We start from the raw sequence: 22,298 nt of genomic DNA, 5'->3' as shown, positions 1-22,298 counted from the left end.
GTTTTTTTATACAGAACTAGAGATTAGTTTACGTGCTTAACCGCATCGCGAACTAGAGCACCAAGCTCATCCCATTTACCTTCGTCCATTAGGTTCGTTGGAACCATCCAAGTACCGCCACAAGCAAGTACTGAAGGGATTGATAGGTAGTCATCAACGTTCTTAAGGCTAACACCGCCAGTTGGCATAAAGTTAACAGGGTAAACCGCTGTTAGTGCTTTAAGCATTGGAACGCCGCCTGAAGGCTCAGCTGGGAAGAATTTAAGAGTACGTAGACCCATTTCCATCGCTTGCTCAACTAGGCTTGGGTTGTTTACGCCAGGAACGATCGCAACGCCTTTGTCTAGACAGTATTGAACTGTACGTGGGTTGAAACCAGGGCTTACGATGAAATCAACGCCAGCATCGATAGATGCATCAACTTGCTCGTTAGTTAGAACAGTACCAGAGCCGATTAGCATCTCTGGGAATTCTTTACGCATTACGCGGATTGCTTCGATTGCGCACTCAGTACGTAGCGTAATCTCTGCACATGGCATGCCGTTTTCAACCAGTGCGCGACCTAGTGGAATTGCGTGCTCAACTTTGTTGATTGCAATTACAGGGATAACCTTAAGGTTAGCTAGCTGTTCATTTAATGTCGTCATTGTAACTTTCTCTTTAAATTAGAAGTAGTAGCTTACAGCTCAGGCATTACATCACTAGGGATGATCGCGCCTTTGTATTGAATAACCGTACCAGCAACACAGTGGCCTGTGAACGCCGCTTCACGAGCAGTACCGCCAGTAAAGCGTTTTGCTACGAAACCAGCACTGAATGAATCGCCCGCGGCAGTGGTATCCACTACGTTGTCAATTTTGTTTGCTGCTACGTAGTTTTGCTCGTCGCCTTCAACCACAAGACACGCATCACCACCACGCTTGATGATAATCTCGCTAACGCCTAGAGAAGAAGTACGTTCGATGCACTGTTCAACGTAAATGTCGCCAAATAGTAGTTGATCATCGTCGAAAGTCAGTAGGGCAATATCAGTGTGCTTAAGTACTTTTAGGTACCAAGACTGAGCTTCTTGAGCGCTTGCCCATAGCTTAGGACGGTAGTTGTTATCAAAGATAACTTTGCCGCCTTTTTCACTGAATGCTTCAAGGAAAGTCAATAGCTTTTCGCGACCTGCTTCCGTTAGGATAGCCAAGGTAATGCCACTCATGTAAACAGCGTCGTATGAGTAAAGCTTTTCAATAAGCTCTTCAGATTCTGGCTGGTCGAAAACGTATTTCGCTGCAGAATCGCTGCGCCAGTAGTGGAAGCTGCGCTCACCAGTGTCATCCGTTTCGATGTAGTAGATGCCTGGTGTTTTATCAGCAACGTTAAGAACCGTATCAGTGTTGATACCTTCTTGTTGCCAAGCTTCTAGCATTTCCATGCTGAATGGGTCACGACCTAGAGCCGATACATAACTTACGTTAACGTTGTGAGCTTTCGTCAGACGAGAAAGGTAAAGTGCAGTATTTAGTGTATCACCACCAAACGTCTGCTTTAGTTCACCTTCTTTCTTCTGAAGCTCAACCATGCACTCACCGATGACTGCAATGTTGAATGTGTTCATTTAATTACCTTAACAACTGAATACGCAGAGATTACTTCAGGAAGTCTTCACGAGCTGGGTTGAAGATGTCTAGAAGAATGCTGTCTTGTTCTAGAGCAACTGCACCGTGCATAGCAAGTTTACGAGCGAAGTATGCGTCGCCTTCTTTTAGTACTTTTTTCTCACCGTCAATTTCCGCTTCAAAGCTACCACGAACAACGTAACCGATTTGGTCATGAATTTCATGAGTATGCGGGTGGCCGATTGCGCCTTTATCAAAGTTCAGGTGAACTGCCATTAGGTCATCAGTGTAAGCAACGATCTTACGCTTGATACCATCGCCCAAGTCTTCCCATGGGTGCTCAGCATTTACAAAAAATGGATTCATTTTCTAATCTCCGAATAAAGTACTTTGTCTTTTGTTGGGGTAATCATAGCCCATCAAACTTAATTGTCATACAATATATCCATAATTATGTGACATAAATCAATTAACCGTCGAGTAAAAGCCCTCTACTCAGCTGCACAAAAACCGAACAAGCCATCGACTTGCGTAAAAATACCGTTATAAATCATCGAGTTAAAGACACTTGCGTGATGTCGATCATTGTTTTGATTTGTCTCGCTACCATGAAACCTCTTATTGTATTACTTTATTGTACCTTATAGAATATCGATACTTATCTAAGGTATTAGCATAATGACGACACAGCCAATCCTTCTTTCCCAGGAAGAAATTGAAGCACTTCGTAAAGAAGTCGGTAGATCCAGTTTAATGGGGCGTACCATCGAAGCACACCGCAAAGAAGTGGATGCTTTCATGGCGCTTCCTCTCGATGTGCCTGGCCATGGTGAAGCCGGTGGTTACGAACACAACCGCCATAAGCAAAACTACACCTATATGAATATCGCTGGTCGCCTTTTCCTTATTACTCAGGAAAAGAAATACGCTACCTTTGTAAAAGACTTACTGAACTGGTACGCAGATAAGTACCTGACTCTAGACTATCAGGTTCAAAAGAATACCAACCCTACTGGTCGTTTATTCCATCAAATTCTTAATGAGCATGGCTGGCTATTGTTTACCAGTATTGCTTACTCATGTGTCGCTTCAACCATGACGCAAGAAGAGCGTGACCGCATCATCGAGCGTGTGTTTATCCCAATGATTGAGATGAGCACAGAGAAATACGCTTACCGCTTTGACCATATCCACAACCATGGTGTGTGGGCTGTCGCGGCAGTCGGTGCGTGTGCAGTCGCTATCAATCGCCCTGAATACCTTGAGATGGCGGTTTACGGTAAAGATCGTGAAGCCACCAGTGGTTTCCTAGACCAAGTATCAAATCTATTCGCGCCATCAGGTTACTACCTTGAAGGGCCATACTATTCTCGCTTTACTATCCGCCCTCTGGTTCTGTTGGCTGAGATCATTCACCGTCATATGCCAGAAGTGGATATCTACAACTACAAAAACGGTGTGGTTGGCAATACCGTTCAAGCCCTGCTTGCGACGGCTTACCCGAACGGCGTTTTCCCTGCACTGAATGATGCATCACAAAGTATGGGTATCAATGACGCTGGCGTACAAGTTGCTGTGGGTATCTATGGTGCTCACTATGAGCTGGACGACAACATTCTTGGCATGGCTAAGATCCAAGGCGGTGTGTGGATGCACCCTTGCGGCCTTAAGCTATCTCAAGCCTATGAAAAAGCCCAAGCGGAACGTGAAATTGGCCTGCCTTACTGGCCTAGTATGGAACTGGCTGAAGGTCCAAATGGTGACCAAGGAGCACAAGGCTTCGTTCGTATGCAAGATAACAGTGGTGACGTCACCCAGCTTGTCATGAACTACGGCATGCACGGCATGGGACATGGTCACTTCGATACGCTAGGTATTACCTTCTTTAATCGCGGCCAAGAAGTACTGCGTGAATATGGCTTCTGCCGTTGGGTCAATGTAGAGCCTAAGTTTGGCGGCCGTTACCTAGCAGAAAACCCAGGCTATGCTCGTCAAACTATCGCGCACAATGCGATTACGATTGATGAAACTTGCCAAAACGACTTCGATGTAGACCGCGCCGACTCAGTCAGTGGTACGCCCCACTTCTTCCAAGTGAACGATGAGAAGCTTAAGGGCATGAGCGCGTTTGCTAACGAGCATTACGATGGCTTTGGCCTTCAGCGCAGCGCATTCCTTCTCACTCTTGATGAGCTTGAAGCACCACTATTGATCGATCTATACCGCATCAAGGGTGAGGGTGAGCATCAATACGACTACTCTCATCAATATCAAGGTCAGATCATCCGCACCAATTTTGAATATGAGACGTTCAAAACGCTTGAATCTCTTGGTTCAGATGCGGGTTATCAGCACCTATGGAAAATCGGTGCAGGTGAAGCCAACGACACCGCGCTGGTTAGCTGGCTGCAAAACAACACCTATTACACATGGCTGGGCACAAGCTCCAATAATAACGGTGAAGTCATTTTCACTCGCACTGGTGCTAATGATCCGAGCTTTAACCTTCGTAGCGAGCCTGCGTTTATCTTACGTAGCAAGGGCGAGACATCTTTGTTTGCTTCTGTGGTGGAGACACATGGCTATTTCAATGAAGAGTTCGAACAGTCGGTAAACGCACGCGGCAAGGTTAATAACATTAAAGTACTGGGTCATACTGATACTGCCTCTGCAGTTGAGATTGAAACCGAGCAATCGCTTGTGACTCTGCTACTGTCTAATGATGCGAACGCATCTGAGACATCAAACAACGAAATAATCATTAATGATAAAACTTACAACTGGACAGGTTTCTATTCAGTTGAAATCCAAGCTATCCCTCAGGAGACAGTTTAAATGAGCTACCAACCACTATTACTTAACTTCGACGAAGCAGCAGAACTTCGTGGCGCACTAGGCACGGACAGCCTGCTGGGTAAAGCACTTGCACGAGACATCAAGCAAGCGGATGCTTACATGTCAGAAGTCGGTATCGAGGTTCCAGGTCACGGTGAAGGTGGCGGTTACGAGCACAACCGTCACAAGCAAAACTACATTCACATGGACATCGCAGGTCGTCTTTTCCTTATCACAGAAGACCAGAAGTACCGTGACTACATCGTAGACATGCTCACTGCATACGCTAAGGTATACCCAACTCTTGAGAGCAACGTAAGTAAAGATACTAACCCACCGGGTAAGATCTTCCACCAAACACTTAACGAAAACATGTGGATGCTTTACGCTTCGTGTGCGTACTCTTGTGTATTCCACACACTTTCTGATGAGCAAAAAACGCTGATTGAAACTGACCTGTTCAAGCAGATGATTGACCTATTTGTTGTGACTTACGGTCACGACTTTGACATCGTTCACAACCACGGTCTTTGGGCTGTTGCGGCTGTAGGTATCTGTGGCTACGCCATCAATGACCAAGAATCTGTAGACAAAGCACTCTACGGTCTAAAACTAGACAAAGTCAGCGGCGGTTTCCTAGCTCAACTAGATCAATTGTTCTCGCCAGACGGCTACTACATGGAAGGTCCTTACTACCACCGTTTCTCACTGCGTCCAATCTACCTATTTGCAGAAGCTATCGAACGTCGTCAGCCAGAAATCGGTATCTACGAGTTCAACAACTCAGTGATCAAAACGACGTCTTACGCGGTATTTAAGACGGCATTCCCTGACGGCACTCTACCTGCATGTAACGACTCATCGAAGACGATCTCTATCAACGATGAGGGTGTTGTTATGGCAACATCGGTATGTTTCCACCGTTACGAGCAAGCTGAAACGCTACTCGCTATGGCTAACCACCAGCAAAACGTTTGGGTTCACTCTTCAGGCCTTACTCTGTCTAACGCAGTGGAAGTGGCTGATGAAATCAAGCCATTTAACTGGGGCAGCCTATACATCACTGATGGTCCAGAGGGCGAAAAAGGTGGCCTAGGTATCCTGCGTCACCGTGATGCGAAAGACGACGACACCATGGCACTAATCTGGTTCGGCCAACACGGTTCTGACCACCAGTACCACTCTGCGCTTGACCACGGTCACTACGACGGTCTGCACCTAAGTGTATTCAACCGCGGCCACGAAGTTCTTCACGACTACGGCTACGGTCGCTGGGTAAACGTTGAGCCTAAGTTCGGCGGTCGTTACATCCCTGAGAACAAGTCTTACTGTAAACAAACTGTTGCTCACAACACGGTAACCGTTAACCAGAAGACACAAAACAACTTCAACACAGCACTGGCTGAGTCTAAGTTTGGTGAGAAGCACTTCTTCAACACAGACAACACTGAGCTACAAGGCATGAGCGGCCGTATCTCTGGCTACTACGAAGGCACAGAAATGCAGCGCAGCATCCTTCTTGCTGATCTACCAGAGTTTGAAAAGCCGCTAGTGATCGATGTTTACCGCATCGAATCTGAGCAAGAGAACCAGTACGACCTACCAGTACACTACTCTGGTCAAATCATCCGTACTGATTTCGACTACAACACAGAGTCAACTCTGAAGCCTGTCGGCGATTCAGATGGTTACCAACACCTTTGGAACCTTGGCTCAGGTAAAGTCGAAGGCAGCTCACTAGTAAGCTGGCTTGTAAACAACAGCTACTACTCACTAGTAACCAGTGCATCTGCGGCAGACAGCGAAGTAATCTTTGCTCGTCTAGGCGCGAACGATCCAGACTTCAATCTACGTAGCGAACCTGCGATGATCCACCGTCAAACGGCAAAAGATCATGTATTCGCTTCTGTTCTAGAAACTCACGGCTACTTTAACGAAGAGTTCGAGCAATCGACTAACGCTCGCGGTCTAGTTGAGTCTGTAACAGTCGTCGGTCACAACGAGATTGGTACTGTTGTTCGTATCGCAACAACAACAGGTAACACCTACCAATACGCGATTTGCAACCTGAGCGAAGACAAGCAAGCAGGAACTCACACAGTTGAGTTCGGCGGCGAGTCATTCACTTGGGAAGGTGCATTCGCACAGCTTTAATTAAGTAGCACTACTTAGTCATAGCGACTTATTTCGGGAACTAAGCAAAAGCCAGATGCAGGACGCATCTGGCTTTTTTATTCGCTCCTCTGACCAGACCGTACGGTATAAATACTAACCACTTTTAATTCAGCAACTTACCCATACTGCTCAGATCAATAAATCTCTTTTTCCATAACAATTAATAAATTTGTTAATAATACAACGTTACATTTTGAAACATGCATGTACAATCCACCAAAACATAACATACTATAAAAGGTTGAATCATGGACGTTTCTATTCGTAAGCGCTTGTATATACTCGCTATAATTCCTTTAATCTTGGTGTCTGTTGGCATGCTGTCTGTCACATACTTCAAGACAAAAGATCTTACTCAACAGCAGTTCTCTGATACCCGTGAAAATATGCTTGCCTCCAAAGAGGCGGAGTTAAAGAACTATCTCCAAATGGCAGAATCTGCGGTTCAGCCTCTGATTGACGCAGGGGCAGATCTTGAAGAAGCCATGCCAATTTTACGTAACATGACATTCGGCAAAGACGGCTATATTTTCGGCTATGATTCAAAAGGTCACCGTGTTGTTGTAGGTAAAAGCACAGCAGATATTGGTAAGAACTTCTATAACGCGACAGATGCCCGCGGTAATCGCTTCATCCAAGATCTGATTCGTAATGCAAAAACAGGGGATTTCACCACTTACTACTTCCCGAAACCGGGTCAAAGTGAGGCACTACCAAAGCTTGGTTACTCTATCTTTATCCCTGAGTGGGACTTGATGCTAGGGACTGGTTTCTACACGGATGATATCGACAACATGATCAGTCAGATGGAGGAAAAATCTAACGCTGCCGTATTGTCTTCAATCATGGCAGTGGGTTCAATCAGCTTTGCTGTCATCATTGCAGTGGCCTTCATTGCAACACTGATCACTCGCAGTATCATGAAACCACTTGAGCTGTTCGATACATCACTTGCATCATTCGCTAAAGGCGATGCCGACCTTACCGCTCGTATGGAAAACTTTGCTGCGTCAGAGTTCAATCAACTTAGCACTAACTTCAACGCGTTTGTTATTAGTCTGCAAGAGATAATCTCTAACGTTTCCTCTACCAGCCAAGCCGTGGTTGAAGAGACCAACGCCATGTCATCTCGTGCACATGAGGTTGATACGCTAGCAGCAGAGCAAAACCGCGAAACCGAGCAAGTCGCGACAGCAATGACTGAGATGACTTCCAGCTCGCATGAGATTTCACAAAATGCATTGAGCGCGGCACAGTCAGCGCAAGAGGCTGACACCAATGCGAGATCGGCTCAAGAAACCGTAAACCGTGCAGCACGTTCGGTGCAATCACTCGCTGACGAAGTCTTGGAAGCAAGCACCGTTATCTCGCGTCTTGAAGACAACGTACAGAGCATTTCAACTGCGCTGGTTGTGATTCAAGATATCGCTGAGCAAACGAACCTTCTCGCACTGAACGCGGCAATCGAAGCAGCACGCGCGGGTGAACAAGGGCGTGGCTTTGCGGTTGTAGCCGATGAAGTACGTCAACTTGCAAGTCGTACTCAACAGAGCACTGGTGACATCCACACGATGATTGAACGTCTAAAACAAGCCTCAGACGAAGCAGTTCAATCGATGAACACAAGTCGTGAGCGCGGTGACGACACAGTACAAGAAGCCAACGCGGCGGCGTCTGCTATAGAAGAAATCCAACGGGCGATTGCTAACATTCACGACATGAACTCATTGATCGCAACTGCAACCGAGGAACAGGCGGCAGTAGGTCGTGATATTGCAGAACGCATTGTAACGATTTCTGATCAAAGTGCTCGCTCAGCTTCTCTAGCTGAGCTCAATCGCACGGGTAGTGGTGAGCTAAATAGCCGAGCATCACAGTTAGAGCAGTTGATCTCTCGCTTTAAAATCGCTTAACACTATAACCAAAACCCTACGCAAAGGAGCCGTGTACTCAACGGCTCCTTTTTCTTTGTCCTCTTTTTTTACTTCGTCCTCCAGATCGAGAACTTGCGTATACACTTACTATTGAAAAGTGCAAACCACTGCTTAATAGAAAGGGAGTCACTACGCTCATGTCGTTCACTAGATGTTGGTCTGTTCTCTTAAGTCTTTTTATCACTCTTACATGCAGCCTCACTTTGCAGGCAAATGTACTACCTGATAAGCAAACCATCGAGGCGGAAATCACACGCTTAAGCGCCGAAGATCCCAAGAATGATCTCCTCATTAGCCAATATCAAACTCTACTCACCCAAGTCGATAATTTCGATAAACAGAAAAACCAGCGCGATGAGTATCGTAAGGCAATCAGCTCATTCCCCGAGCAAAAAGAGCGTTTACTTAAGAAAATTGAAGAAGTCCCTACCCTAGAGATATTCAAAAGTGGTCTTGAAGAGAGTTCAGCGGATCTATCGCAAAATATTAACTCACTGCAGGCGGCGTTGAGTGAATGGCGCACCTCTCTGCAAAGCACGACAGAGCAATCAAAAAAACTCAGCAGTGACCGAACTACCCTTCCTCAAGCCTTAGCTCAACTCGACCAAAAAATAGATCAAGAGTCACTCAATGCCCCAAACCAATCCTCAACGATTGATGACTGGCTGGGGCTGGCGAGCTTGGAGGCTCTGCGACTAGATCGTGAGGTGATGAAAGCGGAGCTTGATAGTCTGGATGAGAGAACAGAGCTTTTTAGACTAGAGCTACAACTTGTCGAGAACAAAATTCAAATCGGCTCTCCACTGGTCATTCAATGGCAAGAGCGCCTGACCAGCGTTGAACAAGCTTCAGTAAAGGAATTGATTAGCCGAGCTCGCTCAATGAGTGACAACCGAGGTAATGCCAATGACAATTTGGCAAAACAGCTCGATAGTATGGTGGATGACGCTGACGAGCTGGAGTCGGTGCTGGCTCTAGTAGAACAAGCACGGGTAGACGCGCAACGTCTTGATTCAGAGAGACGTAACTTAACTGATGAGCAACGCTTGATTAAAGATAATCTCAGTTGGCTTAGTGGCAGCACCTCGTTTGGTGCGTCAATCCGTGCTCAGTTACAAAGGTTACCTACCTCATTCAGTAGAGATACGATTCCGGATCAAATAGCCAATGCCCATATCCGCAAGTATGAAATTGGCCAGATACTCGATGACGAGGCGATGGATAGCGCGCTCAAAACCAACCGCATGGCAGGCACATTGAATAATCCCGTCACGGCACTTGCACATCAATTAAGGGTTGAGCTGCTAAACAACTACGAAAAGTTGATCGTCTCTCTCAGCAAACAACAGTTAGCGCAGAACCAATACCAACTGGAAGTGGAAACTGCTCGTAAATTTCTGACTGAACAACAACTTTGGACTCGCAGTAATGTGCCAATGTGGGAGCATCTGACTGACTTCAGTGCTTTGACTTGGACTGGAAATGCGACACCACTAGCGACACTGCTCTCCGCCATATCCAGCAAGAAAATGACCACGTTGTTAGGGCTGTTTTTTACTTACACTGGCGTCCTTCTGATTATTCGCCACTACTTCAACAAGCAATCATCTAAGCTCAGAGCGGAATATGCGAAAGTCTTTGGTCATCCACTTAAAGACCGCTTCCGACACTCTATCATTCTGGTGTTTAATGCGATTATTCGCTCCTGTGCTCTGCCCCTGTGGTTTAGTATCACCGCACTTTCTATTGACGGTCTTTGGCCAAATGATGCCTCCTCTGAACTCAAGACTGTTGCACTCTCAGCCAGTATTGGGTTGTTCGCCAATGAAATGCTTCACTCACTGAGCTTTAAGCAAGGGCTTCTTGTCACTCACTTGGGCTGGCCTGAACATATTCGTGCTTATCTGCACCAGCAAAGCTATCGGATTCGCTGGCCGTTTTTAGTTCTGTGTCTACTTATCTTTCTTGTCGAGATCATATCAGGCAATAACGAAGCCGAACTGTCTAGGGTTCTCTTCCTGCAACTCATCATCGGTATGTCAGTGGTGTACTACTCACTGCTAAGAAGCGAACACTTACCGACAACTATCCCTGCGCCATTCAATCAAGGTTTCCCTCTTTTGATGCTGAGAACCATCATATTGGGGTCTTTTGTCGTCATTGCGGTCATGGCTATCTTGGGCTACTACATTGCGGCATGGCTGATTCTTATCTATCAACAACTCTCCATCTTTGTCATATTGGGTTTCCTACTCACTTATCAGATGTGTGAACGTTGGCTCAAGCTTGAGCACCGACAGCTCAACTATCAACGGCTACTTGCACGCAGAGAAGAGCTCATTGCACAGCAAGCCGAAGAGGCTGAGGCATCGTCTGAGATATCAGAGCTAAGAGAGTCATTTCCCGAGGTAGAAGATCAGGGGCTAGGAAGTGAAGTGATCAGTGAGCAATCCATGACACTCTTGCGAGGGCTCTCATTAATAGGCCTCATCATCGCTATCCTGACTTTATGGTCGAGCGCACTCGAAATGACCAGCATGCTGGATAAAGTTGTCCTGTGGCAGGTGAGTGAAACCACACAAAGCGGTACACAACTTGTCGACATCACACTTCAGTCGGTGGTTTATGCGTTGATTACTGCCATCGTGACTTGGGTGGGAGTTCGCAACTTACCGGGCATTTTAGAGCTTCTCGTGTTGAGACGATTAGAGCTCGCTCCCGGAGCAGGTTACGCGGTGACAACGCTGATGCGCTATCTCATCGTAATGGGAGGACTGTTCTCAGCGTTCGCCCTACTCGGGTTCCAATGGTCAAAATTACAATGGCTGGTGGCGGCTTTTGGTGTTGGCCTGGGGTTTGGCTTGCAAGAGATATTCGCCAACTTTATCTCCGGCCTGATCCTGTTGTTTGAGCGCCCTATTCGTATCGGTGATATTGTCACCATTAATGATCTTTCGGGGACGGTCAGTAAAATTCAAACCCGCGCCACGACAATTATTGACTGGGACAACAAAGAGATCGTCGTCCCTAACAAAACCTTTATCACCGAAAAACTGATCAACTGGTCACTCACCGACCCGATTACGCGCATCGTTATCCCGATTGGCGTCGCTTACGGATCTGATGTCGAGAAAGTGGAAGCTCTATTGAATCAGATAGCCGATGAGCACCCTCTTGTTCTCGAGACCCCATCACCGACGGTCGTTTTCCTTGCCTTTGGCGCGAGCAGTTTAGACTTTGAACTTAGAGTTCATATCACTGCGATTGACCACCGCCTATCGACTATCCATACGCTAAACAAAACCATCGACAAACTATTTAAAGAGAACGAAATTGAAATTGCATTCCCACAAATGGATATCCACGTTCGTGATTGGCCACCGCGCGGAGGGGAAAGCAGTGAAACCTAGTCCAATTGAGCACGATTTTGTATGATGAGTTGAAAACAGGGATAAAGGTGGTTATATTACCGCCGCCCTGAAGGGCACACCCTACGATACACACACGCCATCCTGCATCCACTCGTGTATTGATATTGGTGTTTTAGCTATCCCCATGCAAAACCAGACATCGTCTATCTCTCGCTTTTTCAAAGAATCGGGTGCTCTTTTGCACTTATCGATCCCTATTATTCTGACCCAACTTGCCACCCAAGCAATGGGTTTTGTTGATACCACTATGGCAGGCCAAGTCAGTGCTGCTGATCTCGCTGCCATCGCGCTTGGCGCCAGCTTATGGGTACCTGTATCCCTGCTATTGCGCGGCATCATCATGGCACTCACGCCTGTTGTCGCCTTTCACCGAGGCGCCCAAGATACCGATAAAATCCGTATCAAATTTATTCAAATGCTTTGGGTCGCAGCCTTTGTTAGCTCCATTTTAATCGTTTATCTATTACTCGGAGAAACTATCCTCAACGGCATTGGTGTCGCTGCGGAAATCATCCCGATTGCGAGTGACTATGTGGTTGCACTCGCGTTTGGTGTTCCGGGTATTGCGCTGTTTTATACGCTGAACGGCTTTTGTGAAGGAATGAACAATACCCGTGCCCCTATGATTGTGTCGGTAATTGGTCTGTTGATTAACATTCCGGTGAACTATGTGCTTATTTACGGGGAACTTGGTTTTCCTGCGATGGGCGCTGTTGGCTGTGGTTGGGCGACAAGTCTTGTTTATTGGCTGATGTCAGCACTACTTTGGAGCTATATTAAGTACCATCACTACTACAAGAAGATCTTAAACTTCGCAGACATCAAACCACGGCTTAAAGAGATCAAACACCTGCTTTCACTGGGTGTGCCAATTGGTATGAACATCGCTGTCTGTGGCAGCATCTTTGCCGTCATCGCTCTTTTGATTGGTCGGATTGGTGCAGAAAACGTTGCAGCCGCACAAATTGCTCTGAATATTTCGAGCATGACCTACATGATCCCAATGAGCCTCTCGTTTGGTATTACGATTCGAGTGGGTCACTCGTTAGGAGCAAAACAAGACAAAAGCGCGATTGAGCGCAGCGTGTTCGGTATTATCACTGCGGCACTACTGTCATTAGTTTCTGTGGCCTTCTTCTTGTTGTTCCCTGAATGGATCATTCGCCTGTACACCACTGACCCGGCAGTCAGTGCAACGGCGGCAACCTTGCTGGTGTTTACTGCTGTGTACCAGTTTAGTGACGCGCTGCAAACCTCAGCAAACGGTGCACTGCGTGGCTACAAAGATACCAAAGTGCCGATGATGTTGGCGATCGCAGCCTATTGGGGTCTTGCACTGCCGCTCGGCATTATCCTTGGCCTAACCGACCACATTGTTCCAGCAATGGGTGAAAAAGGGTTTTGGGTTGGCATCGTGACCGGCCTAACGGTTGCAGCTATTGCAATGCTGATTCGTCTTGCGGTTGTCATGCGTCGCCGAAATGATTCAACGATGCCACAAGCGACAGCAACGGCTTCCTAAGCCATCATATATGATAAAGGCCAGCGCTCACGCAGGCCTTTGTTCCCTCTCTGGACAACTCAATCGCGCAATCATCGCTTCACGTCTGAGCTCCAAAATTTCATCTATCAATTTCTGCTTTGCTTCTAGACCAAAGTGTGTCGCATAGTTTTTTACCTTGCTGATCTCATCAGCCTTTAACTGGTATACATCTCGTTTTAAGCACTGCTCCGCTTCACTTTTTATGTAGCCCTGTCGTTGTAATAACTTAATAATGGTTTTATCGGCGTTGTTTACTGCTCTAGCCATACCCTGTTCACTTCTAGTTCTCTAATTTGCCTAGTGGCTTAATTCGGGGCTAACAGTACGGCAGAACTATGACAAATTTATAAATCAATTTGCATATCTGGATCGGCATCACTAAGTCATTGAACGAGTCGCTTCAAATATGCACAAACAGCGCAAAAGTTGACTTATCGAGTAACAAGCTCAGCCAAAGACCGGGCGTTACCATTTTTAAGATGGACAAAGCATATATTTCAAGCCCACAAACTTCGTGTTTGAAACTTGTTACCAATAATCACTAAAGTTGGTTACACGTTGGCCGATAGAATCATGGTTAACCAAAATTACGTATTTGGGACTTAATAACGTCAAAACAGTACTCAGTGACAGCGCTGGGTCCGTTGTTATTTGAATGGATTGGCTATGAATATTTTCAATACAATCGCAAAGAAACTGATCATTTCTATTGCTGCTATATTACTTTTGATCTCCATCATTGTGTCAGTGAACAACATTAACAGTCGCATCAAAGAGGTGGAGTTAGATGTTACACAAGATGTGACACTTGTGGTTGATGCTGCTGCGCACCAAATTCGCGAATTCTTCCGTGAGCGCTCACGTGTAGTCACGTCATTAATGGTGAATCGCACCATGAACGACTGGTTTGCCAACTACACAGAGCGTGGCTCTAATATCGACCAAGACCCAACCTATCGGTCTATCGTGTCGATGTTCAAAGACATTTCAGCACACGACCCAGCGATTAAATCCGTATTCTATGCGCCAGCAAACACTCACGAATACTTTGATATCAACGGTCGCTACAATGATCTGAGCTACTACACTACTAATCGTCCATGGTGGCCCGAAGCGCTGGGCATCGACCGCCTGTTTATTACTCAGCCACAGATCGATGCCAACGACAAAAGTATCGTTACGTCAATAAAAACCACGGTAAAAGATGACAGTGGCAAACTGATTGGTGTGTTAGGTATCGATATTCTTGCCAACCGAATTAAAACAGACTTGATTGATCGTCTCTCCTATCAAAATGAAGGTGCCGGCTTCCTATTCTCCTCGAACGGCGACTTAATTGCGTTCAATGACAATAGCGGTCAAATCGATATGTCTAAACTACCAAAAATTGACCAAATCGACTCAATTTTTGCTAACACAAAAGGCTTCGATCAAGTTTGGCAACGCTCGAAATCATCGGATTTTGAAACACTCGATGTGATCTACAAAGGTGAAGAGCAACGCGTCTTCATTCAATCAATCACTGACAACACAATGGACCTCGACTGGCGCATCGGCTTTATGGTGCCTTCTACCATGATTTCCGAGCCAGTGAACCAAAGCATTATCAGTGCTATCGGTAGTGCATTCGCGATTCTAGCATTTGTTTGTGTTCTGATGACGCTGGTTATCAACCGCCTACTGACAAAACCAATGCAGAGTGTTGTAGCAGCAATGGATGACATTGCGACAGGTAAGGGAGATTTAACCCAGCGTCTAGACGCGACTAGCCAAGATGAGCTTGGACAACTCAGCCGCTCATTCAATACATTCCTGACTAACATCCAAAATACCGTCAAAACCACCCGCTCGGCATCAGAGCAGGTTAATGTGGAATCAGAGCAAATTGCCCTACTATCAACCCAACTCGCTTCAAGCGTTGAGCAGCAAAAGCTATCGATTGAGCAGATCGCAACGGCATCAACCGAAATGTCGCAAACCATCAGTGGCATTGCCGACAATGCAAAAATGGCGAGTCAGTATGCGCAAGAGGCGACAGACTCAACAGAGCAAGGCCATAAGATCGTCGATCAGACCACAGATTTGATACGTAATTTGTACTCTGACGTCAGCAACTCAGAAGAGGTGGTTTCTGTGTTGAACAATGACGTTGCCTCTATCAGTAGTGTGCTTGAGGTAATCAAAGGCGTTGCTGAGCAGACGAACCTACTTGCACTTAACGCAGCTATAGAAGCCGCTCGCGCTGGTGAGCAAGGTCGTGGCTTCGCGGTGGTAGCCGATGAAGTACGTACACTAGCAAGCCGCACACAAGCGTCTACTGTAGACATTGAAACCATCATCACTAAACTGCAAAGCTCTGCTGTGGGTGCGGTTGAGTCAATGCATGTCGGTCGTGAGCGCGCAGAAAAAGGTGTAGAGATTATCGCCAAGGTGAATAACACGCTGCAAGAGATCAGCGAGGCGGTTCAGCGCATTGACAATCAGTCACAAGAGATTGCGTCTATGGTTCAAGAACAGGCGATTGCCTCTGGTGAAATCACGCAGCAAACTCACTCAGTGGATGAGATTGCCCAAGCAACCGTTCAGGGTACATCGAACATCATTGATAAGATCGAGTCGCAGCGCAGTGTCGTTAATGAGCTTAACTCGACCATCAATCGATTCAAGTTGGACTAGTCCTCCACCCTCAAATCATTTCAAATAGCAAAACGGAGCAGGCTCATCTGCTCCGTTTTTATTAAAAATAGCGACCAATGACAAAGTTCACTGATGTCTCGTCGTTGTAGGCAACATCCACCCCCACGTTAAATCCATTAGCATTGATGTATTGGATACCAACATCCGCAATCCCTCTGCGCTCTGTTCTGTCCGATACGCTGCTATGATGCTCATCAATATCGATTTGCTGCTGCAACCAGCCTATGTTTCCAGTTAAATAGACAGAATTGGATAGCGGCATCTGCCCCCCTAGCTTAACGACATCTTGCTTTACATCACCGCTTACGGTTGAGTAATCATTATTTTGATTATCAAAGTCAGCCTTATCTCTTTCCCACATCACATAAAGGTTGGGATTAAAATCGTAGCCAAAGTGAAAGCCGTACTCAGGATCAATGTTGCCATAGTGACGAAAATGCTCGTCCGAGTGTAGATTGATTTCAGCACCGCCAAACAGACCACTGGTTTTGAATTTAAAACCTAGGTTGGTTGCTCCATAATGTTCTCCTTCGTCTTCAACATTTACATAGTCAAGCGTACCTGCGATTTTACCGTTACCCACCTGAAGCTTAATGCCCGCCTCTGAGTCTGATTCACTTTTGTAGTAGTTACCTTGTAATGCGCCACCTGCGTAAGAGGGGCTCAAACGCTCTAGATTTTCTGAAGCATACAGTGGGTAAGAAACAATAATCAGAGCTAACAGTGTTTTTTTCATTGGTCTCAACTTATCGGATGCGAGTAGATGAACAAACTCGGTGGTGGTTTGAATGATGGATTGGGAGGCAGTTTACTGATCCATGATTCAATGGGTTAATCACGTTTGAAGGGTCAAATCATTCAATCAAAATGAGTAAGTAATTCACTTAGTGAGCAAGTAAAAAAAGAAAACGCCGCTGACCAAAGGCCAACGGCGTTTCTCAATCTTGATGCCAGCAAATGACTTGCTGAGTTCAAGTCTCAGGTAATTAGATACCTAGGGCTTGACCACCACCGATTTGTAGCGTTTCAGCAGTGATGAATGATGCATCTTTGCTTACTAGGAAAGAAATTGTTGAAGCAACTTCTTCTGGTTGACCTAGACGACCTAGCATGATGCTGTCAGCCCAAGAAGCAAATACTTCTGGCTTAGTCGCTTTGATTTGCGCGTGGAACGGAGTATCGATAGTACCTGGAGATACCGCGTTAACACGGATACCAGCAGGCGCTAGCTCTTTAGCAAGTGCACGAGTTAGTGTGTGTACTGCTGCTTTAGAAGTACCGTAAATACCTGCACCTGGGCCGCCTGCGTTCCAAGCTGCGTTAGAAGTGAAGTTGATGATTGACGCGTTGTCAGACTTCTTAAGGAATGGGATCGCAGCGCGAGATACGAAGAATGCGCTGTCTAGGTTAAGAGCCATTACCTTACGGAAGAACTCAGTTTCCATGCCTTCGATTGGGCTACGGCCACCAAGACCACCAGCGTTGTTTACGATAACGTCGATTTTGCCGTACTTCTCGCCAATCGCGTTGATGTTTTCTGTAACAGCGTGCTCGTCTGTTACGTCAAAGCCACGGTATTCTGCTTCGATACCCGCTTCAACTAGTTCAGCAACACACTTTTCGCCTTTTTCGTTTTCGATACCGTTTAGAACGACAGTGTAACCGTCTTGACCTAGACGCTTAGCAACTTGGAAACCGATACCGCCAGTAGCGCCAGAGATAAATGCAATTTTATTAGCCATGTGATGCTCTCTTGTATTTGAGTTAACGTGATGTCGATGAGAAAAGTTCAACGCCATCGAATTTGAGTCTTATTGTATGACAAATAATTCAAGTTGCAACTGCTTCTTTGTAGCATTGTTTATGATTATTGATCGACTTCTCAGTTTAGGCGCTTTCAGTCGAACACTGAAAACGCTCTGTTCATACTGCTGCCAGGCTAATAAACACCTCATACTTGGCTCAAAAGTTGCGAGATAATCCCTGTTTAGGAAAGGCGGTGAAGAAATAATGCGTTACATTTATGATGAAAAACGAAAAGCAATAGTCATACTTTTTAATTTGAAGCACGCGCACGTACCAGCAAGGTGAACGCCCAAGTACGCTTCTGCGGGGGCGTCCACTTTTCTAATCTAATTATGATCTAGGCTCGTAACTGAACTCCGAAAAATCCGCATGGCAACCAAATCCACTGATGTCTGCACAGTGTAATCCTACAAAAGCGCCAGTAAAGAACCCCCGCCCATCAATGTAGTCATCGGAGAGTCGCCAAGCATCAAGTTTGATCGGTAGTGTCAGCCATTCAATACCGTCAAATGAGTATTGATACTGATAATGTAAACCTTGAACATTCACTCTTAACCCCAGTGACTCAACGTCATCCGGGATGACTAACAGTTCATCTTCATAGAAGTAGAAACTGGCGATTTGCTTATCAACCACCATTAGCCTTATGCAGCGCTTTTGCGTGACTTCATCAAACTCAACGGCGACATATGACCAGTTACTCGTGTTGTAATAACAACATAATCCCGCCGATTGCTGGAAGTTTGTGGGAGTAAACTCCAGGTGAGTGGTGGCGATAAATTCATGATGTCGCCAACGCGTTGCAACGGTCGATTGTTCAAAGGTCGAGAGCAAGCTGTCATTGCCACGCAGTCGAAGATGACCTGCTCTCTCTATCAAGCTACCTAACTTATCTGAAAATGGGATTCGCAACGTTTGCCAATGCCCTTGGAGCGTCGATTTTGAAAAGTCATCATAAATTGCTTCACTTTCAGGTTCACTTTGATAGCGAGTCGGTGCCTCAGGAATCGTCAGTTTCGCGCTATTTCCTCCAACAATGTTCGGCCACCCATCCACCCATTCAATTCTATCGATACCCGTTTCTCGGCCTAAAGAACAAGCCCCTCTCCCCCATCGTGCCAACCTTGGCCTCCCGGGAAAGCGCAGAGGTCGGCTCACCAAATAGGTGATATACCAATCACCATCAGGTGTTTCTACTAATGACCCATGCCCAGCTTTTTGCAACGGGTTATTGGGTTCATGCCAGGTCGAAAGCAACGGTCCATTTGGAGAAACTTCATAAGGACCATATAGGTGCTTAGCACGCGCCACAGTGACTCGATGTTCAAAGCTCGTGCCCCCTTCTGCCGTTAACAGATAATAGTAGCCGTCTTTTTTATAGATATGGGGCGCCTCTGTGTATTTCACGTCTGTCCCCGAGAAAATAGAGACGCGTTCACCCACTAGCTTTTTCGCACTTACATCATACTCCTGCACCACGATATCGTTGTTGGGATCGCTATGGTTTCTCGGGCCCCACGTACGATAGACATAGTACTTTTTCCCATCCTCTGAATGAAAAAGTGAGGGGTCAAAACCACCATTACCCATCGGTATTGGCTCGCTCCAAGGTCCGTCTATGTTCTTCGCTGTGACGAGATAGTTTCGTCCATTCTTCCATGGTGCATCGATCACCTTTACGTCGGTGTACAGCAGCCAAAACTGACCATCTGAATAGCTTAGCGCTGGTGCCCAAATACCGCCTGAGTCCGGATTGCCCTTCATATCCAGCATCTCAACGGTATCAAGGGGCATAGAGGCTAACTTCCAGTTCTTTAAATCCTGAGAGTGGAAAATACGCACACCCGGAAACCACTCAAAAGTGGATGTCGCAATGTAGTAGTCGTCACCTGTACGACAAATACAGGGATCAGGGTGAAAACCTTTAATGATTGGATTTGAGATCATGAATAAACCTTATTGTAAGACTGACGTTCTTGGGTGTTACTCGTAACATAAAAATCCAATATAAAATCAAATGACGCGGAGTAATGGGAGCCGCATAAGGGTTGTGAAAAAACGCAAGAGCAATAAAGAAAAAAGAAAAATGATGGCAATACGAAGCTATTATCAACGAAAACTATAAACTGTTTGCTTAAACTAACAAATTATCACTCCCCCTAGTTTGGGCTATGCTTATCGGCGTTCAGTTAAGAAACTCTAACCAGACACGCTGACAAAGACACTTTCGATTGAAAAACTAAGGATTCGGCAATGAGCAAAATCATTTTACTTACAGGCGCTACAGATGGTATCGGCTTCGAAACAGCACAACAGCTTGTTGCGAACGGTCATCACTTGTTGGTCCATGGTCGTAGCAAAGCAAAATTAGATGCTGCGATTGCTGCTTTGAAGCAAGTAAATAGCGACGCCACTGTTGAAGGCTTTTTAGCGGATCTTTCTGATCTATCTCAGGTGCGCGAGCTCGCTCAAGACGTTTTAAAGGCCCATGCACACATTGATGTCATTATTAATAACGCTGGCGTATACAGCACACCTGTGACGACGATTGCAAACGGTCAAGACATCCGTTTTGTCGTGAACACACTGGCTCCTTATGTGCTCACTAAAGCACTTATGCCCGCATTAGGTAAAGAGAGCCGCGTGGTGAACCTGTCTTCTGCAGCGCAAGCGCCCGTGTCTATTGATGCGCTCAAAGGGAATGCGTGTTTAAGTGACAGCTCTGCCTACGCTCAAAGCAAGTTAGCAATCACAATGTGGTCACGTAAGATGGGGCTTGAGCTTAAAGAGTCTGGACCACTCGTGATTTCAGTGAACCCAGCCTCAATGCTGGGAAGCAAAATGGTCAAAGACGCCTATGGCGTAAATGGTGGTGACTTGTCCATCGGTGCCGACATTTTAACCCGTCTGGCACTGTCTGATGAGTTTAAAGACAACCATGGCGACTACTTTGACAACGATATTGGTCGTTTGAGCTCACCACACCCAGATGCGCTTAACGACGCCAAGGTTAACCAAGTGATGGCGACCATTGAGTCACTCATTTAGCCAAATCACTCAAGCAGCACGAGCCCGGCATGCTGTCGGGTTTTTTTGTCTCACCATTATCAATAAATTCTATAAAGTCATTATCCAAACAGCTCAATTATCAAACAAGGAGGGTATTGATAGGCTAGCTGCGTCGAATAATTGCTACAGAGGGTGAATAACCCAGGAGTAACTCATGAGATATGAGGGCAAAATCTACCGTCCATGGCCAGAAGCAAACAGTGTACTCATTCAGGTGACACTCGGTTGCAGCATCAATACATGTACTTTCTGCACCATGTTTGATGACAAACGATTCAAGATCCGCGACATCGAAGACGTATTCGCTGATATTGAACAGATGCGACGTGTGTATACCCATGTTGAATCGCTGTTTTTGACCGACGGTAATGTTCTTGCGGCTCGCACTGACTACTTACTACAAGTGCTAGAAAAAATTCGTGAGACCTTCCCAGAGTGCAAACATATTGCGCTATATGGAGGAATGAATGATTTTCGCCGTAAGAGTGTCGATGAACTCAAAGAGCTCAAAGAAGCGGGCCTAAGTCTTGTCTACTCAGGACTAGAGTCAGGTGACTCTGTTGTGCTTGAGAAGATCAAAAAACGCATGACACAAGAGCACGTTATTGAAGGTATGGCGCGTGCAAAAGAGGCTGGTATTCCTGTTTTGTTGTCGTTTATCTTTGGGCTTGGTGGGCGTGAACGCTCAAAAGAGCATATCGAAGAAACGACTCGATTGCTCAATATGGTGAAACCTGAGCAAATCGCACCGATGGCATTAGCTGTGCAACCGGGTAGTGAACTTGAGCGTGAAGTAGAACGCGGTGAGTTCGTACTGCCGACACAGCTACAGATTTTGGAAGAAGAGAAGTATCTTCTCGAAAACCTGGATGTCGATATGTTCTATTGGGGTGATCACGGTAACAATATCGTGCCGCAGCGTGGATATTTACCTGACTCACAAGAGTTCATGCTAAAACGCATTAATGCCGCGATAGAGAACAATCCAATGGCCAAGGATAATGTGATTCAGACGTTTGCTTGGTAACTAAGGTTGGAAAGCCACCCTAAAACACTGGGGTGGCTTTGGTTTGCCGTAGGTTTGCTCGCCGTGGTTGGGTAGATTTTGAAACAAGTTCAAAATGACGATCTGTGTTCAAAATAACGGTCTGTGTACAAAGCGACGACACTAATTCAAAAAACGGTATGAACAACCTTACCT

General features: G+C 46.1%; 15 protein-coding genes. 8 read left to right on the top strand and 7 right to left on the bottom strand.

Translation table 11 applies throughout. From position 1 onward, the window contains the following. Positions 1 to 23 precede the first annotated feature (23 nt). The 3 genes from GT360_RS15090 to GT360_RS15080 are packed head-to-tail and all read right to left on the bottom strand — an operon-like array spanning position 24 to position 1,973. Positions 24 to 647 (bottom strand): bifunctional 4-hydroxy-2-oxoglutarate aldolase/2-dehydro-3-deoxy-phosphogluconate aldolase, encoded by a 624-nt coding sequence (locus tag GT360_RS15090; RefSeq protein ID WP_164649792.1) that lies wholly within the window; start codon positions 645 to 647, stop codon positions 24 to 26. Between the two features lie 32 nt (positions 648 to 679). Continuing rightward, positions 680 to 1,606 carry a 2-dehydro-3-deoxygluconokinase gene (gene kdgK, locus GT360_RS15085; RefSeq protein WP_164649791.1) on the bottom strand — a complete coding sequence of 309 codons (927 nt, stop codon included), beginning with the start codon at positions 1,604 to 1,606 and terminating at the stop codon, positions 680 to 682. A 31-nt stretch (positions 1,607 to 1,637) separates the two neighbouring features. Beyond that, on the bottom strand, positions 1,638 to 1,973 hold the full coding sequence (locus tag GT360_RS15080; RefSeq protein ID WP_164649790.1) for a cupin domain-containing protein: 336 nt from the start codon (positions 1,971 to 1,973) through the stop codon (positions 1,638 to 1,640). A gap of 312 nt (positions 1,974 to 2,285) precedes the next feature. Between GT360_RS15080 and GT360_RS15075 the strand changes: the two genes are divergently transcribed. The 5 genes from GT360_RS15075 (at position 2,286) to GT360_RS15055 (ending at position 13,504) form a co-directional block, all read left to right on the top strand. Next, positions 2,286 to 4,442 (top strand): heparinase II/III domain-containing protein, encoded by a 2,157-nt coding sequence (locus tag GT360_RS15075; RefSeq protein ID WP_164649789.1) that lies wholly within the window; start codon positions 2,286 to 2,288, stop codon positions 4,440 to 4,442. Next, on the top strand, positions 4,443 to 6,596 hold the full coding sequence (locus tag GT360_RS15070; RefSeq protein WP_164649788.1) for a heparinase II/III domain-containing protein: 2,154 nt from the start codon (positions 4,443 to 4,445) through the stop codon (positions 6,594 to 6,596). It abuts the gene before it with no gap. A gap of 269 nt (positions 6,597 to 6,865) precedes the next feature. Continuing rightward, on the top strand, positions 6,866 to 8,530 hold the full coding sequence (locus tag GT360_RS15065; RefSeq protein WP_164649787.1) for a methyl-accepting chemotaxis protein: 1,665 nt from the start codon (positions 6,866 to 6,868) through the stop codon (positions 8,528 to 8,530). Between the two features lie 224 nt (positions 8,531 to 8,754). Beyond that, entirely contained in the window at positions 8,755 to 11,961 is a 3,207-nt protein-coding gene (locus GT360_RS15060) for a mechanosensitive ion channel domain-containing protein (protein ID WP_239502670.1), read from the top strand. Between the two features lie 145 nt (positions 11,962 to 12,106). Beyond that, positions 12,107 to 13,504 carry an MATE family efflux transporter gene (locus tag GT360_RS15055; protein ID WP_164649785.1) on the top strand — a complete coding sequence of 466 codons (1,398 nt, stop codon included), beginning with the start codon at positions 12,107 to 12,109 and terminating at the stop codon, positions 13,502 to 13,504. Positions 13,505 to 13,531: 27 nt separating this feature from the next. Here the strand turns inward: GT360_RS15055 and GT360_RS15050 are convergent, their stop codons facing one another. Further along, positions 13,532 to 13,792 (bottom strand): hypothetical protein, encoded by a 261-nt coding sequence (locus GT360_RS15050; RefSeq protein WP_164649784.1) that lies wholly within the window; start codon positions 13,790 to 13,792, stop codon positions 13,532 to 13,534. Positions 13,793 to 14,191: 399 nt separating this feature from the next. Here GT360_RS15050 and GT360_RS15045 point away from each other — a divergent pair, with 399 nt between their 5' ends. Further along, on the top strand, positions 14,192 to 16,201 hold the full coding sequence (locus tag GT360_RS15045) for a methyl-accepting chemotaxis protein (RefSeq protein WP_164649783.1): 2,010 nt from the start codon (positions 14,192 to 14,194) through the stop codon (positions 16,199 to 16,201). A gap of 61 nt (positions 16,202 to 16,262) precedes the next feature. Here the strand turns inward: GT360_RS15045 and GT360_RS15040 are convergent, their stop codons facing one another. From GT360_RS15040 to GT360_RS15030, 3 genes are all read right to left on the bottom strand, one after another. After that, entirely contained in the window at positions 16,263 to 16,958 is a 696-nt protein-coding gene (locus GT360_RS15040; protein WP_164649782.1) for a porin family protein, read from the bottom strand. Positions 16,959 to 17,208: 250 nt separating this feature from the next. Then, on the bottom strand, positions 17,209 to 17,964 hold the full coding sequence (locus GT360_RS15035; protein ID WP_164649781.1) for an SDR family NAD(P)-dependent oxidoreductase: 756 nt from the start codon (positions 17,962 to 17,964) through the stop codon (positions 17,209 to 17,211). Between the two features lie 394 nt (positions 17,965 to 18,358). Continuing rightward, a complete protein-coding gene (locus GT360_RS15030; protein ID WP_164649780.1) occupies positions 18,359 to 19,975 on the bottom strand; it encodes a glycoside hydrolase family 43 protein in 1,617 nt (538 codons plus the stop codon). Between the two features lie 306 nt (positions 19,976 to 20,281). Here GT360_RS15030 and GT360_RS15025 point away from each other — a divergent pair, with 306 nt between their 5' ends. After that, positions 20,282 to 21,076 carry an SDR family NAD(P)-dependent oxidoreductase gene (locus tag GT360_RS15025; protein ID WP_164649779.1) on the top strand — a complete coding sequence of 265 codons (795 nt, stop codon included), beginning with the start codon at positions 20,282 to 20,284 and terminating at the stop codon, positions 21,074 to 21,076. 175 nt (positions 21,077 to 21,251) lie between these two features. Next, the gene (locus GT360_RS15020; protein ID WP_164649778.1) at positions 21,252 to 22,124 is read left to right on the top strand and encodes a B12-binding domain-containing radical SAM protein; all 873 of its coding nucleotides are present in this window, start codon (positions 21,252 to 21,254) and stop codon (positions 22,122 to 22,124) included. Positions 22,125 to 22,298 lie beyond the last annotated feature (174 nt).

It is taken from the genome of Vibrio astriarenae (assembly GCF_010587385.1).
Classification (GTDB): Bacteria; Pseudomonadota; Gammaproteobacteria; order Enterobacterales; family Vibrionaceae; genus Vibrio; species Vibrio astriarenae.
This window is presented reverse-complemented; position numbering and strand designations above follow the sequence as displayed.